Source organism: Nocardia sp. NPDC101769 (genome assembly GCF_044766925.1).
Taxonomy (GTDB): domain Bacteria; phylum Actinomycetota; class Actinomycetes; order Mycobacteriales; family Mycobacteriaceae; genus Nocardia.
In genome coordinates this window covers 13048-27419 of record NZ_JBIWMX010000045.1, presented here as the reverse complement: position 1 = coordinate 27419, position 14372 = coordinate 13048, and the positions used below count along the sequence as shown (strand labels likewise).

The following is a 14372-nucleotide window of genomic DNA, read 5'->3' as shown; positions in this document are numbered from 1 at the left end:
GGCAGAAGATCCTCATGGACAACGACACCGGCATCGACGACTCCCTGGGCCTGCTCTACCTCCTCGCCTCCCCCGAGGCCGAGATCGTCGGAATCGCCTCCACCGCGGGCAATGTGCCTGCGCCGCAGGTGGCCGCCAACAATCTCGCGCTGCTCGAGCTGGTGCGGGCCCCGGAGCTCGAGGTAGCCCAGGGCGCGTTGACACCTCTGTCCGTGCCACTGCGCACGACCGAGGACACCCACGGGCCCCAGGGCGTCGGCTACGCCGAGCTGCCGCCGACCACCCGGACCCTGTCCGGCCGATCGGCGGCCCAGCTGTGGGTGGACCTGGTGCGCGAGCATCCGGGCGAGATCGTGGGGCTGTGCACCGGGCCGCTCACCAATCTCGCCCTGGCGCTGCGGATGGAACCTCAACTGCCGCAGCTGCTCCGACGCCTGGTGATCATGGGCGGCGCATTCAACCATCCGGGCAACACCACCCCGACCAACGAGTGGAACGTGCACGTCGATCCGGAAGCGGCCAAGGAGGTGTTCGACGCCTTCTCCACCACGCCCGCCGACCGCCGGCCCATCGTGTGCGCGCTCGACATCACCGAGACCATCGAGATGAAGCCCAAACACCTGGCGCTACTGGCCGAACGGGCCGGGAGCACACCGGTGGAGCATGTCAGTGAGAACGATCCGCCGGAGGCACGGTCGGCGGCAAGCAATCCGCTGGTGCGGTACCTGACCGATGCGATCCGCTTCTACTTCGACTTCCACAAGCTCTACGACCAGGGGTATCTGGCGCACATGCACGACCCGTTCGCGGCGGCCGTGGCACTGGACCCGAGCCTGGCCGTCACCAAACCCGCGACCGTCGACGTGGAGCTGACCGGAACGATCACCCGCGCCACCACGGTCGCCGACTGGGCGGGCATGTGGGGGCGGGAACCCAACGCCGACATCGTGATCGGGACCGATCCGGAACTGTTCTTCGAGCGGCTCGTCGACCGCGTCGGGGATTACGCGCGAACCGTGTTCGCGGAAGGAGATTCGACCCGGTGACCGACGAGCAAGACCTCGACTACGTCACCGGATTCCATACGCGACTGGGCCTGCCCGGGATCATCGACGTCCACACGCATTTCATGCCCGAACAGGTGCTGCGGAAGGTGTGGGGCTACTTCGATTCGGCGGGCCCACTGCTCGGCCACCGCGCGTGGCCCATCACCTACCGCGCCGAGGAGCAGGTGCGGCTGAAGACGCTGCGCGGCTTCGGCGTTCGCGCCTTCACCTCGATGGTCTACCCGCACAAGCCGGAGATGGCGGCCTGGCTCAACGAGTGGTCCGCCGATTTCGCCGCCCGCACCCCGGACTGCCTGCACACGTCGACCTTCTATCCGGAGCCGGGTGCGGCCGACTATGTGCGTGCCGCGATCGAGTCGGGGACGCGAATCTTCAAGCTGCACATCCAGGTCGGCAACTACCACCCGGCGGATCCGCTGCTGGACGAGGTGTGGGGACTGGTACAGGAGGCTGGCATTCCGGTGGTCACGCACTGCGGATCCGGGCCTGCCGCCGGGCGATTCACCGGACCCGAGCCGATCGCCCGACTGCTGCGGCGGTTCCCGCGACTGCGCCTGATCATCGCGCACATGGGGGCGCCCGAGTACAGCGAGTTCCTCGACATCGCCGCGGACAACCCCGGCGTCCTACTCGACACCACCATGAACTTCACCGACTTCTTCGAAGCCGGCGACCCCTTCCCCGCCACCGACCTGGGGCGCCTGCGCGACTTCGGGGATCGCATCCTGTTCGGCAGCGACTTCCCGAACATTCCCTATTCCTACGGCCATGCGCTGTTCGCTCTGGAACGGCTCGGTCTCGGTGACGACTGGCTGCGGGCGGTCTGCTACCGCAATGCCGCGGACCTCTTCGCCATCGGATAGCGCACCGGGCGCGCGACACTCCGCGTTCCGGCGATGCGCTCGGGCCTCCAGCGGGACCGGTCTGACACGATGAGACGCGATGGCCGGTGTCGGCTGAAACCCCACGGAAGGCGGGTCGGTCATGCGTTTGGTCGCGGACATCCTGGTCGGATTGCTCGCCGCGCTGCACATCTACATCCTGATCATGGAGATGTTCCTGTGGACCACGCCGCGGGTGCGCGCGGGCTTCGGCGTCACGGCCGAGTTCGCCGAGGAGTCCAAGGTGTTCGCCGCGAATCAGGGCCTCTACAACGGCTTTCTGGCGGCGGGGCTGATCTGGGGTCTGATCGCCGCCGATCCGGTCGGCCAGGCCGCGAAGATCTTCTTCGCGGCCTGCGTCGTGGTGGCCGGACTCTATGGTGGGGCCACCGCGAGCCGCCGGATCTTCTTCGGGCAGGCGCTGCCCGGCGCGCTCACGCTGATCGCGGTCCTACTGGCCGGGTAGCGCCGCCGCGCTGAGCGCGATCTTGGCATTGCGGCCCGGGCGTTCGCTCGCGGCCGCGGCCTCAGCGGCCTCCGCGAGCGGGTAGGTGGCCTCGACAGCCAGGTCCAGTTCGCCGCGGGCGGCCAGGGTCACCAGCTCGGTGATGAGGCGGCGGCGTTCGTCGCCGCCGATCTCCTCGGCGCGCTTGGAACCCCAGAAGCCCTTCACCACGGCCTGTTTGAAGATGATCGGGCCGGGGTTGAGCACCAGAGGCTGGCCCGACAGCGCGCCGAAGGTGATGAGCTCACCACGCGGGCCGAGCACCGACAGCAGGTCGTTGGCGGCCGGCCCGCCGACCTGGTCCACCGCGCGGGCGATGGGTTCGCCGCCGGTGACCTCCGCGACCTGCCGCTGCCAGTCCCCCGACTCGGTTTCCAGCACCGGTTCGAAGCCCAGCTCCCGCAACGACTTCGCGGCCGCCGCGCTACGCACCAGGTTCAGGACGTGGACACCGCGGGCGCGGGCGAGCTGGTTCACCAGTCGTCCCACCGCGCCATTGGCGGCATTGATCGCGATCCATTGGCCGGGTTCGACATCGAGGTCCTCGAGCAGCATGAGGGCGCTCAGCGGCATGGCCAGCAGCTGACTCGCGGTGGCGTCGGACACCGTATCCGGCACCGGGACGATCCCGCCCGCCTTGGCCACGAAGTACTCCGCCCACGCCCCCTGCACACCCGAAACCGTCACGCGCTGACCGATTTCCAGGCCGGTGACCCCGAGGCCCAGGGCGTCGATGTGCCCGACGGCCTCGGTGCCCGGGATGGCGGGCAGCTCGGGCCGGTAGCCGTAGACGCCCCGGATGATGGCCAGGTCGTGATTGTGGATCGGAGCCAGCGTGGTCGCGATCCGCACCTCACCCGGCCCGGGCTCGGGCACCGGCCGCTCGGCCGTGGTCAGGACCTGCTCGGGCTCGCCGAACTGTTCGATGATTACCGCACGCATGCTCAGCCTCCTCAGTCTTCGACCACGATGACGTCGACCTCGATATTGCCGCGAGTGGCATTGGAGTACGGGCACACCTGGTGTGCCTTGTCCGCCAGCACCCGCGCCTCGTCCAGGGGCAGGTGCGGCAGCGACACCTCGAGGGTAACGGCCAGGCCGAATCCGCCGGCGTCATTGGGGCCGATGCCGACCTTCGCGCCCACGGCCGAGTCGTCCACATTCGCCTTCAGCGACCGTGCCACGGTGCGCAGCGCCGAGTGGAAGCAGGCCGCGTAGCCGGCGGCGAAGAGCTGCTCCGGGTTGGTGCCGAGACCGTTGCCGCCCATCTCCTTCGGAATCGACAGCGTGGCCTCGATCTTGCCGTCGTCGGTGCGGACCTGGCCGTTGCGGCCGTCGCCGGTGGCGAGGGCTTCGGCGGTGTAGAGCACGTTCATCGAGGGATCTCCTTGGATCGGGTGTGCGCGGTGAGCGCTTCGGTGAGTCGGTGCAGGGTTTCCCGCAGTTGGATCAGTTCCTCGCCGGGCAGACCGGCGATCTCGGCCGATCGCGCCGGGATCCGGCATGCGGCCGAACGCAATTCGCGTCCGCGGTCGGTCAGCGTGATCTCCACGCGGCGTTCGTCGGCGGTCGAGCGGCGGCGTGCCACGAAACCCGCCGCCTCGAGCCGCTTGAGCAGTGGCGACAGCGTGCCCGAGTCCAGTTCCAGGGCCGAGCACAGATCGCCGACGGTGCGGTCGTCGCGCTGCCAGAGCGCGAGCAGCACCAGGTATTGCGGATAGGTGATGCCCAGGGCGTCCAGCTGGGGCCGGTACATGGCGGTCATGGCCCGGGACGCCGAGTAGAGCGCGAAGCACAGCTGGTTTTCCAGCGCCAGCTCATCGGTCATGTCCAATACGGTAGCCAGCAATTATATTGTGCACAATCTATCTGACCGTATGCTCCGTCACACCCGGCGATAACATCGCCCGGACCCGACCGCAGGGCGGGTTCCGATCATCGGGAATCTCGCTCGCGGGCAGGCGGATTCCCGGACACCACCGCTAGAACGCGTTCTAATAGGGGCACACCGAACCAGTGGGAGTTGCGATGACGCACGAGGTAGTGAGCCGGGTCGCGGAGCTGTCGGGCCAGTTGGCGGCGACTGCCGAGGAGACCGAGCGGCTGGGCAAGCTCTCCGACGAGAGCGTCAAGCTGATCCGTCGGGCCGGGGTGATGCGGCTGCTGCAGCCCGCCGATTTCGGCGGGTACGCAGCGCATCCGCGGGATTTCGCGGAGGCGGTCATGGCCGTGGCCCAGCACTGTGGATCCACCGGCTGGGTATGTGGCGTCGGCGGTGTGCACCCGTGGGAGATGGCGCTGATGGACCGGCGGCTGCAGAACGAGGTGTGGGGCGAGAACCCCGACACCTGGATCGCCTCGCCGTATGCCGCCCAGGGCGTGGCGACGCCGGTCGACGGCGGGTACACCCTGCGCGGCCGCTGGAACTTCTCCTCCGGCACCGATCACTGCGACTGGATCTTCCTGGGCGCGCTGCTCAGTGACGCCGACGGCAATCCGGTCATGCCGCCGACCGTGCTGCACGTGGTGCTGCCGCGCAGGGACTACACGATCGTCGACGACTCGTGGGATGTCATCGGGCTGCAGGGCACCGGCAGCAAGGACGTCATCGTGGACGGCGCGTTCATTCCGGCCTACCGGACCATCGAATTCGATGCCGTGGCGGCCGGTGAGATCGCGGCCGAGCGGGCGGGCCGCACCGAGACCGTCTACAAGCTGCCGTTCTGGGCCATGTTCCCGCTGGGCATCACCTCCGCGGTGATCGGCATCGCCGAGGGCGCGCTCGCGGCGCACCTGGACTATCAGCGCGACCGGGTCACGGCCATGGGCACCAAGATCAAGGACGATCCGTACGTGCTGTCGGCCATCTCCGAGGCGGCGGCAGATATCGCGGCCTCACGCACTCAGCTGCTGGACGGCATCAGCCGTCTCTACGACCAGGCCGAGGCCGGGAAGACCATCACCTTCGAGGATCGTTCCCTGGTGCGCCGCAATCAAGTTCGCTGCGCCTGGCGGGCGGTGTCGGCGGTGGACGAGATCTTCGCCCGGTCCGGCGGCAATGCGGTGCGGCGGCAGAACGTCATGCAGCGGTTCTGGCGGGACGCGCACGTGGGCCTGCAACACGCCATCCACACGCCCGGATCGCTGTACCACTCAACGGCATTGACCATCATGGGCATCGAGCCCGAGGGCCCGCTGCGCGCCATGATCTGACAACCGCCCGGTCGGCCGGCACTGTTTCCGCGCTCAGCGGCCACACTTCCAGGCTGTTCCGGTAGGTGATGCCTACACGGAATATCCAGAGGTCCGGCCGAGGACGGATGCTCGATCACGCAGCTAATTCGGAGATATCTGCGACCTTCCGTGCCTGGACACTCTCGATTCGTGCCACCAGCGCGGTATTCGGGCCGCTCCGCACAGGAACTCATTACTGTGCTGGAGCGGGTGAGCTGATGGTGGAACGCGGCGGTCGACCCGGCGCACTCTCACTTCGGATCATCCGGCCGGGGTCGTAGTTGGACGGCTCCGGAATCGGTGCCCGCTTCACCAACTCGAGCGGGCACCGTGCTCGGCGGTCGGGTGGATCGGCTCGCAGACTCTTACGATCCACCCGGCCTGAGCACAGTACGGACCGTCACGGTGAAAACGGTCGTGTGGATGAGCAGGTATGGATGCGCGCCACCGGAGCGATCACGCCGACTCTGGTGATGGTGAAGGCATCGACTGATCGCGATGCCCGCGTCAGCTGCGTGACCAGGTAATTTCCAGCTCCTGGAGATCAAAGCCCTGGGGGAAGTGGGCGATTCGGGGCTCGGCGAGGCGACCGCCGTGGCGCTCGTAGAAGGCGATGGCGGGTGTATTGGCCTGGAGGACTTCGAGGTAGACGGGGCGACCCGGGTATTCGGCAGCGGCCCATTCGAATCCGTGATGCAGGAGGCGGGAACCGATGCCGCCCCGCACGAGGGTCGGGCTGACGTGCAGATTGTCGATGAGGACGCGGCCATCCGCGCGGGGTGCCAGGTAGATGAATCCGAGTATTTCCGAGCCGGATTCGGCGATGAACAGATCACCTTCGGATCGGTCGTCGGTCAGGCGTCGGTGCCAGAGCGCCTTGTGGTCGGCGGCGAGCGCACCGTTCAGATAACCCTCGGGCATGATGCTCGCGTAGGCGGTGCGCCAGCTGGCGGTGTGCAGCGTGGCGACCGCTTCCGCGTCGGATTCGGTACCCGGTCGGATCCGAATGTCCATGGGGCTCATGCCCGCTCGTCGAAGGCCCGGAGGATTTCTTCGGCGGCGAGGGCGGGGGTCAGTGAGCCGTCGCGGACCTGCTTTTCCACCTGGGTGCGCAGGGCCTTGACGTTCGGGTTCTCGGTGAGGCGACGGAGCAGGTTGTCGTGGACCATGGTCCAGGTCCAGTCGACCTGCTGGCGGCGGCGCTTCTCGGCGAACTCGCCTGCTTCGGTGAGGACGCGACGGTGGGTGAGGACCGTGTCCCAGAACGAATCCAGTCCGATGCCGTTCAGGCCGGACATGGTGAGAACCGGTGGGCGCCACAGGGATTCGCGTGGGTGGATGAGCCGCATGGCCCCTTGAAGTTCCCGGGCGGCGGCCTTGGCCTCCAGCTCGTGGCGGCCGTCGGCCTTGTTCACGGCCACCAGGTCGGCGAGTTCGAGGACGCCCTTCTTGATTCCTTGCAGCTGGTCGCCGGTGCGGGCCAGGGTGAGGAAGCAGAAGACGTCGACCATATTGGCGACGGTGACCTCGGACTGGCCGACACCGACGGTCTCCACCAGGATGACGTCGTAGCCTGCCGCCTCCAGCAGCACGATGGTCTCGCGGGTGGCTTTCGCCACGCCGCCGAGGGTTCCGGCCGTGGGGGACGGGCGGATGAAGGCATCCCGTTCCACCGACAGTCGCGCCATGCGGGTCTTGTCGCCGAGGATCGAGCCGCCGGTCCGGGTCGAGGACGGATCCACGGCGAGCACCGCCACGCGGTGGCCCTGGCCGATGAGGTACATGCCCAGCGCGTCGATGAACGTCGACTTGCCGACACCCGGAACACCGGTGATGCCAACGCGATTGGACACCACCCTGCCCGCCTCGGGGGTCAGCCGCAGCAGCAACTGCTGGGCCAGTTCCCGGTGGTCGGTGCGGGTCGATTCGACCAGGGTGATGGCGCGCGCCAGGCCGGCCCGCTCCCCTGCCCGGACCTGCGCGGCCAGCTGGTCGACGTCGATCACTCGGCGCGCCACCGGAGTGGCGGGCTGGGTGCCGGGGCCGGGCGTTTCTGCGCCGGCGGGGCCGGGCAGGCCGACGCCGGCGGTGGTGCCGAGCCGAGGGTGGACTCCGCCACCCTCGGTCCCGCGTGCGGCGTCGCTCATTCCGTTGCGCCGGGGCCGATCTCGTGGCCGAGCTGTGCGGCCAGCTTCTTGATCAGGTCGATCGCGGCGTCGGCGATGATGGTGCCGGGGCCGAAGATGCCGGCGGCACCCGCGGCGTACAGCTCGTCGTAGTCACCGGGCGGGATGACGCCGCCGACGGTGACCATGATGTCGGGGCGTCCGACATCGGCCAATGCCTGCCGCAGGGCGGGCACCAGCGTGAGGTGGCCTGCGGCCAGCGACGAGACACCGACGACGTGCACGTCGTTGTCGGCCGCCTGCTGCGCCACCTCCTCGGGGGTCTGGAACAGCGGGCCCACGTCGACGTCCATGCCGAGGTCGGCGAAGGCCGTGGCGATCACCTTCTGGCCGCGGTCGTGGCCGTCCTGACCCATCTTGGCGACCAGGATGCGCGGGCGGCGGCCCTCGGCCTCGGCGAAGGCCTCGACCAGTTCGATGGCCTTGCTGATGTTGGTCACCTTGCCGGCCTCCTCACGGTAAACGCCGGAGAGCGTGCGGATTTCGGCCTGGTGGCGGCCGTATACCTGCTCCAGCGCGTCGGAGATCTCACCCACGGTGGCCTTGGCGCGCGCGGCGTTGATGGCCAGGGCGAGCAGGTTGTTGTCCATGCCGCCCTCCGAAGAGGCTGCCGCACGGGTCAATTCGGCCAGCGCCCTCTCGACCTCGGCCGAATCGCGTTCCGCCCGCAGCTTTTCCAGCTTGGCGTTCTGCTCGGCGCGCACGCGCGAGTTCTCGACCTTGAGCACCTCGATCGGGGTGTCTTCCTCGACCAGGTACTTGTTGACGCCGATCACCGGCTGCTGACCGGTGTCGATGCGCGCCTGGGTGCGAGCCGCGGCCTCTTCGATGCGCAGCTTCGGGATGCCCTCCGAAATCGCCTGCGCCATACCGCCGTGCGCCTCGATCTCGGCGATGTGGGCGCGGGCGCGCTCGGCCAGCTGGTGGGTCAGCCACTCCACGTAGTACGAGCCGCCCCACGGGTCGGCCGGACGGGTGGTGTTGGACTCCTGCTGGATGAGCAGCTGGGTGTTGCGGGCGATGCGGGCGGAGAAGTCCGTCGGCAGGGCCAGCGCCTCGTCCAGCGCGTTGGTGTGCAGCGACTGGGTGTGGCCCTGGGTGGCGGCCATCGCCTCGACGCAGGTGCGCGCGACGTTGTTGAACACGTCCTGCGCGGTCAGCGACCAGCCCGAGGTCTGCGAGTGGGTGCGCAGCGCCAGCGACTTGGAGTTCTTGGGCTCGAACTTGGCGACCAGCTCGCTCCAGAGCAGCCGGCCCGCACGGAGTTTCGCGACCTCCATGAAGAAGTTCATGCCGATGGCCCAGAAGAACGACAGTCGCGGCGCGAACTTGTCGACCTCCATGCCCGCGTCCAGACCGGCCTTGATGTACTCCACGCCGTCGGCGAGGGTATAGGCCAGCTCCAGGTCGGCCGTGGCTCCGGCCTCCTGGATGTGGTAGCCGGAGATGGAGATCGAGTTGAACTTCGGCATCTTCGCGGAGGTGTAGGCGAAGATGTCGGAGATGATCCGCATCGAGGGCTTGGGCGGATAGATGTAGGTGTTGCGGACCATGAACTCCTTCAGAATGTCGTTCTGAATGGTTCCGGCCAGCTGCTCGGGCTTGACGCCCTGCTCCTCGGCGGCGACGACGTAGAGCGCCAGGATCGGCAGCACCGCGCCGTTCATGGTCATCGACACCGAAACCTGGTCCAGCGGAATCTGATCGAACAGTTCCCGCATGTCCAGGATGGAGTCGATGGCGACACCGGCCATGCCGACGTCACCGGTGACGCGCGGGTGGTCCGAGTCGTAGCCACGGTGGGTCGCCAGGTCGAACGCGACCGACAGGCCCTTCTGGCCCGCCTGCAGGTTGCGGCGGTAGAAGGCGTTCGAGTCGGCGGCGGTGGAGAAGCCCGCGTACTGGCGGATCGTCCACGGCTGGTTCACGTACATGGTCGGGTACGGACCGCGCACGAACGGCGCCACACCCGGCACGCTGTCGAGCGGGTAGCCCGCGGCGGCGATGGCGTCCCGGTCGGCCTTGGTGAACACCGGCGGCACCTCGATGCCCTCGGGGGTCGACCAGGTGAGCTGTTCGGGCGCATAGTGATTCGCGCTAGCGGCCTCGGCGACGAAGGCGTCGACCTGCGCGGCGCTGACGTCGGCGGGCGCGGTGTCGCCCTCGGTCAGCGGTACTTCGGCGAAATTGCCGATGCGATGTTTGATATCGCTCATCTCTACGCTCCCAGCTTTTCGAGCAGGCCGGTCAGAGCCGCCACAGCATCCATGCGGGCCGTCACGAAGTCATCCGGGCGCTGCACGCCGGTCAGCTCCGCGACCGCCTTCTCGGGTCCGGCCAGCAGCACGGTGGTCACACCGGCCGCCCGCAATTCGTCCACGGCCGCCGCGGCATCGGTGCCGTAGCGGGTGTCGGAGCCGCACAGCACGGCGATCGACGGGCCGGTGTCGGTGACCGCCTCGATGCCGCCGGAGGCCAGCAGGTTGGTGGTGAAGGTGACACGAACATTGTTCTCCGACACCGGGCCCAGCGGAACCAGGCGCACCTGCGGGCGCGCGCCGTTGGCGGCCAGGTAGGCGTCGGAGCGGTTGCGCAGCGCCTCGAAGGCCGTGCCGTAGCGGGCCGGAGAGGTCTTGGCACGCGCGGCCTCCGACAGCGGCTTCTCGCTCAGGTTCGGGAACTCGTTGACGCCGGTGACGGCCGTCTTGCGGTGCGCCACATCGGAATCGCGCTTCGCCTTGGTCGCGCCGATGCGCTCGGCGAGCAGGCCCGCCTGCAGCGCGGCCAGGTAGCCGCCGGCGGCCTCGATCTCCTGCATGAACTCCCACGCCTTGGCGGCGAGCTCATCGGTCAGCGACTCCACGAACCAGGAGCCCGCGCCCGGGTCCTGCACGTGGCCGAGGCGGGATTCCTCGAGCAGCAACAGCTGGGTGTTGCGCGCCATGCGCTCCGAGAACGCCTTGGACACCTCGAGTTCCCCGGCGGGCAGCGCGTCGTCGAAGGGCAGCACGGTGACGATGTCCGCGCCACCGACGCCCGCGCCGAAGGCGGCGAGGGTGGTGCGCAGCATGTTCACCCAGGGGTCGCGCTGGCTCATCATGGCCGCGGACGTGATCGCCTGTTGGGGAGCGTTGCCGAAGGCCGGGGCCCCGCAGACCTGCGCCACGCGCGCCCAGAGTCGCCGGGCGGCACGGAATTTCGCGATGGTCTCGAACTGGTCGTCGGTGGCCGCGAAGCGGAACTCCAGCTGCTCCAGCGCATCCGCGATATCGGCCCCGGCGTCGGTGAGCGAACGCAGGTACTCCAGGCCCGCGGCCACAGCCGCACCCAGCTCCTGGGCGTCGGAAGCGCCGGCATTGTGGAAGGCCACGCCGCACACGGTGATCGCGCGGACCGTCTCGGTGCGGGCCACCGCCTGCTGGGCCAACGCGACCGCGCCGTCCAGGTCGATGGCCGAGGAGCCGGCGAACAGGCTCGTCAGCGGGGTGGCGCCCAGCGAGACCCGAATGTCCTTGCGGTTCGGGGCTTCATAGCCGTCCAGCACCGAGAACAGTGCGGCCGCAGCCTCATTGGCGGCCGGCCCGGCGTCGAGGGTGAGCGGCGCCAGCTCGAACAGGAAGCCCTGCACTGCGGTGGCCAGCCCGTCGACAGGCACGCCGCGCTCGGCGACGCCCAGCCACACCGCGCTCACGCCGTTGTCGAGCGCGAAGAGGATGTCCGCGTTGACGGCCTCGGCATCGGGGCCGCCGAAACGCTGGCTGACGAACCAGCCACGGTGCACGTCGCGGGTGGCGTCGCCACCGCGCACGTAGGGGAACTGCCCAGGCAGCGGCTGCTCGGGCAGTTCGTCGCGGCGCGTGTAGAGCGGGTTGACGGTCAGGCCGTCATAGGTCGTGACCGCGAGCAGCTTCTCCGGCTCATCCGGCAAGTCGCTCGCATCCACCCTGCGGGCCTTCGCCAGCACCCCGGCGACACCCTTGCGCCAGGCGGCATACTCGGGCACCGGATCGGTGTCCGAGTCGGAAGCAATCGGCATAGCTGCTGTTCCTTCTTCCACTCCCTGACCGGATGGCCGTTGCACCGGCATTCACCCAGCTCAACGGCCACTTTGGTTAACGAGCATTCATCGTCTTTCCCCTGATGCTAGCGGCAGCCTCGAGATAACGGTCTCCGGAGTCTCACTACCAGCGGGTAACCTGGCGCGGTGCCAACAACCGTGCGTGTGCCGCTCGAGCGCGTATCCGGGCTGCTCAGCCGCCTCCGTCAACCGCGAAATCTGGCCTTGCTGATCGGCTGCGGGCTACTTTTCGCGCTGGCCGCCTTCGCACCGCACCCGGCGCCCCAGCAGGTCCGGCAGTGGGCCGACTCGGTCGGGCCGCTGCTGCCGCTGGTGTTCTTCGCAGTGCACACACTGATCTGTGTCGCGCCCTTCCCGCGCACCATCTTCACCCTCAGCGCGGGCATGCTGTTCGGCTCGGTGGAGGGGCTCACGCTGGCCCTCGCCGCCACGACACTGAGTGCGGTGCTGGCGCTGTGGCTGGTGCGCGCCCTCGATCACGAGCGGGTGCGTGCGCGGCTCACCCATCCGACCGTGCAGGCGGTCGACACCCGGTTGGCGCGGCGGGGCTGGCTGGCGATCGGATCGCTGCGGCTGATCGCGTTCGCGCCGTTCTCGATCGTGAACTATTGCGCGGCACTGTCTTCGATCCGGTTCACCCCGTACCTGATCGCCACGTTCATCGGCATCATCCCGGGCACCGTGGGCACGGTGCTGCTGGGCGACGCCCTCACCAATCGCACCTCCCCCGCCCAATTGATCGTCACGGCAGCCTGTTTGGCGGTTGGCGTGATCGGGCTGGTCGTGGACGCGAGGGTGACCGTTTCGGAACCGGAGGCTCAGCCGGAGCCGGTCGCCTGATCGGACAGCGGCTGCGGTCACCGGCCGCAGCCGGGGTCCGCCGCGCCCAGCGCCAACGGGTGGGTTCCGCTGCGCGCCAGGCGGTCCGGCAGGACGGGCCAACCGTGGGCATAACGCGGCGCTTTCCGTTCCCCCGTGGGTGTCCGGCACGGTCGCGATTCGCGAGCCGGTCCCAACCCCGCACTGCGCCCCCGCGCCACTGCGGTCAGGACGAAATGGACAGCAGCGCGGGGGTTTTCGCGGCGGGAGTCAGCCGAGGGTGCAGCCCGAGATCGGTACGTCGTTGAGGCGATCGACCAGGTAGCCGATCGCATTGTTGGTGCCGAAGCCGTCGATCAACTCGGGGCCGAAGTGGTTCGGGAGGGTGGCCCCGGGCAGGATCGGGGGCAGCTCGTCGGTCCGGAAGCTCACGGTGGCGCCCTTGCCGCACCAGTCGATGGCCAGTTGGCGGGCCTGACCGTAGGGGACAGTGTCGTCATTGCGACCGCTGGTGATCAGGACCGGGCTTGCCGGAGTGAGGTTTCCGATGTGCTGCTGCCGCAGGATGTCCTCGGCCTCGGGGACCTCCTGCAGGTGGTCGATCATCGGCCGATGATCGACGGTGAATTCGGTGCTGCGCAGGAACGGGTGCTTCAGGATCACGTCACCGATGCACTCGTTGCCCAGGTCGCTCAGCAGCGCCTTGCCCTCCGGCGTGGTGCGTTCGTCCAGAATCGACTGCAGATCGGGGTAGCGCGCGACGAAACCGTTGAGCGCGAACCCGATTACGCCGCTGATCAGACTGCCGTCGGCCCTCTTCAGCACCTCGGTCAGATCCGCGACCGGCGCGCCGGCCCACGTTCCCTTCAGGTTCAGTTCGGGCGCGTAGTCGGGTTGCATCTCGACCGCGGCGGCCGTGGCGCCGCCGCCCTGGGAGTACCCCCACAACGCCAGCGGTGTGTCATCGCCGGAACCGGCGAGGTTGTTGGCCGCACGCGCGGCATCGAGGACGGCATGAGCCTCTTCGACGCGGTTGACATAGGTATGGGTCCCCGGTGTGCCCATGCCGATGTAGTCCGCCACGAAGACCCGGGCGCCCAGCGAATTCCACGCAAGCGCCGAGATCGCCTCCTGGTTCGCGGAGAAGGTCGGCGGCGTGATGCTCGCGTACATCCCGGTCGAGAAGGCCAGCGACACCGCGCATTGATCGCCCTGACCGGTGGTGCCGGGCGCGATGACAATGGTGGGCCGCGGCCCGGACCCGCGCCAGGGCTGGGTGGAATCGAGGAAGACACCGGTCGCCGCGACGGGCATGCCGTCCTGCATCTGCGTCGTGTACATGACCTGTTCGGCCGGCAACGGCCAGGTCCCACTGTCCGCCGCCTGCGCCAGGTAGGCCGAGATATCGGTGGTCTTGATGATCGCTCCGCGTGTCGCATCGATTTGCGACGGCGGAACATAGAAGTCGTTGACCGGATCGGCGGAGGCCGACCCCGGAACGGCGGCGGCACCGGCAGCGGTCACGCACAACGCCGCCGTGATGGCGAGGGCGTGATCGATCTTCCGGGACGTCTGTCGCTTCCGAGGATTCGGACGGCGTTG

13 protein-coding genes are annotated in these 14372 nt (G+C 68.5%); 5 read left to right on the top strand and 8 right to left on the bottom strand.

What is annotated here, in order from left to right:
- Positions 1 to 14: 14 nt before the first annotated feature.
- From ACIRRA_RS40915 to ACIRRA_RS40905, 3 genes are all read left to right on the top strand, one after another.
- Positions 15 to 1046, top strand: a complete 1032-nt coding sequence (locus ACIRRA_RS40915; RefSeq protein ID WP_402779994.1) for a nucleoside hydrolase — start codon at positions 15 to 17, stop codon at positions 1044 to 1046.
- Positions 1043 to 1930 (top strand): amidohydrolase family protein, encoded by an 888-nt coding sequence (locus ACIRRA_RS40910; RefSeq protein WP_402779952.1) that lies wholly within the window; start codon positions 1043 to 1045, stop codon positions 1928 to 1930. Before ACIRRA_RS40915 ends, ACIRRA_RS40910 begins: the two co-directional genes overlap by 4 nt.
- A gap of 121 nt (positions 1931 to 2051) precedes the next feature.
- Complete coding sequence (locus ACIRRA_RS40905) at positions 2052 to 2414, top strand: DUF1304 domain-containing protein (RefSeq protein ID WP_402779950.1); 363 nt, start codon at positions 2052 to 2054, stop codon at positions 2412 to 2414.
- On the opposite strand, the gene ACIRRA_RS40900 is transcribed toward ACIRRA_RS40905, so the two are convergent.
- Genes ACIRRA_RS40900 through ACIRRA_RS40890 form a run of 3 tightly spaced genes read right to left on the bottom strand, consistent with a single transcriptional unit; the run spans position 2400 to position 4281 of the window.
- A complete protein-coding gene (locus ACIRRA_RS40900) occupies positions 2400 to 3395 on the bottom strand; it encodes a zinc-binding dehydrogenase (protein WP_402779948.1) in 996 nt (331 codons plus the stop codon). The genes ACIRRA_RS40905 and ACIRRA_RS40900 overlap by 15 nt on opposite strands.
- 11 nt (positions 3396 to 3406) lie before the next feature.
- Positions 3407 to 3829, bottom strand: coding sequence for an organic hydroperoxide resistance protein (locus tag ACIRRA_RS40895; protein ID WP_402779946.1), 423 nt, complete (start codon positions 3827 to 3829; stop codon positions 3407 to 3409).
- A complete protein-coding gene (locus ACIRRA_RS40890) occupies positions 3826 to 4281 on the bottom strand; it encodes a MarR family winged helix-turn-helix transcriptional regulator (RefSeq protein WP_402779944.1) in 456 nt (151 codons plus the stop codon). Before ACIRRA_RS40890 ends, ACIRRA_RS40895 begins: the two co-directional genes overlap by 4 nt.
- 200 nt (positions 4282 to 4481) lie before the next feature.
- On the opposite strand from ACIRRA_RS40890, the gene ACIRRA_RS40885 reads away from it, so the two are divergent.
- On the top strand, positions 4482 to 5666 hold the full coding sequence (locus tag ACIRRA_RS40885) for an acyl-CoA dehydrogenase family protein (protein WP_402779942.1): 1185 nt from the start codon (positions 4482 to 4484) through the stop codon (positions 5664 to 5666).
- Between the two features lie 528 nt (positions 5667 to 6194).
- On the opposite strand, the gene ACIRRA_RS40880 is transcribed toward ACIRRA_RS40885, so the two are convergent.
- From ACIRRA_RS40880 to ACIRRA_RS40865, 4 genes are all read right to left on the bottom strand, one after another.
- Positions 6195 to 6710, bottom strand: a complete 516-nt coding sequence (locus ACIRRA_RS40880) for a GNAT family N-acetyltransferase (protein ID WP_402779940.1) — start codon at positions 6708 to 6710, stop codon at positions 6195 to 6197.
- Positions 6707 to 7705, bottom strand: coding sequence for a methylmalonyl Co-A mutase-associated GTPase MeaB (gene meaB / locus ACIRRA_RS40875; protein WP_357007619.1), 999 nt, complete (start codon positions 7703 to 7705; stop codon positions 6707 to 6709). Before meaB ends, ACIRRA_RS40880 begins: the two co-directional genes overlap by 4 nt.
- A gap of 125 nt (positions 7706 to 7830) precedes the next feature.
- Entirely contained in the window at positions 7831 to 10089 is a 2259-nt protein-coding gene (gene scpA / locus ACIRRA_RS40870; RefSeq protein WP_402779938.1) for a methylmalonyl-CoA mutase, read from the bottom strand.
- Between the two features lie 2 nt (positions 10090 to 10091).
- Positions 10092 to 11909: a methylmalonyl-CoA mutase family protein gene (locus ACIRRA_RS40865; RefSeq protein ID WP_402779936.1), complete on the bottom strand. Its 1818-nt coding sequence runs from the start codon at positions 11907 to 11909 to the stop codon at positions 10092 to 10094.
- Positions 11910 to 12119: 210 nt separating this feature from the next.
- Here ACIRRA_RS40865 and ACIRRA_RS40860 point away from each other — a divergent pair, with 210 nt between their 5' ends.
- Positions 12120 to 12791: a TVP38/TMEM64 family protein gene (locus ACIRRA_RS40860; protein ID WP_402779991.1), complete on the top strand. Its 672-nt coding sequence runs from the start codon at positions 12120 to 12122 to the stop codon at positions 12789 to 12791.
- Positions 12792 to 13040: 249 nt separating this feature from the next.
- On the opposite strand, the gene ACIRRA_RS40855 is transcribed toward ACIRRA_RS40860, so the two are convergent.
- A complete protein-coding gene (locus ACIRRA_RS40855) occupies positions 13041 to 14294 on the bottom strand; it encodes a lipase family protein (RefSeq protein ID WP_402779934.1) in 1254 nt (417 codons plus the stop codon).
- Positions 14295 to 14372 lie beyond the last annotated feature (78 nt).